This is a genomic window from Alkalihalobacillus sp. TS-13 (assembly GCF_019720915.1).
GTDB lineage: Bacteria > Bacillota > Bacilli > Bacillales > Fictibacillaceae > Pseudalkalibacillus.
In genome coordinates this window covers 1-275 of sequence record NZ_JAHKSI010000038.1, presented here as the reverse complement: position 1 = coordinate 275, position 275 = coordinate 1, and the positions used below count along the sequence as shown (strand labels likewise).

Genomic DNA, 275 nt, shown 5'->3' with positions numbered 1-275 from the left:
CTCGGAACGTCACTTCCTCGAACTTCTCGCTTCTCGAAATCTAACGGTCATAGATGTCAATAAAATTGACGCATTACAATTCGATGTCTTGTTTTCAAGAATTTCATTATCTAGTTTTCAAGGAACAAGTTGAATGAGGTTCAGCTCATTCAAAACTAAACAAAAGCCAAAGCGTGTTCCATGTCCATAAAGGACTCCTTAGAAAGGAGGTGATCCAGCCGCACCTTCCGATACGGCTACCTTGTTACGACTTCACCCCAATCATCTGTCCCACC

At 42.5% G+C, this 275-nt stretch carries 1 rRNA gene; it reads right to left on the bottom strand.

Annotation, left to right across the window (positions count from 1 at the left end):
* Positions 1-202 precede the first annotated feature (202 nt).
* Positions 203-275 (bottom strand): 16S ribosomal RNA (locus tag KOL94_RS24995); the annotation flags it as partial.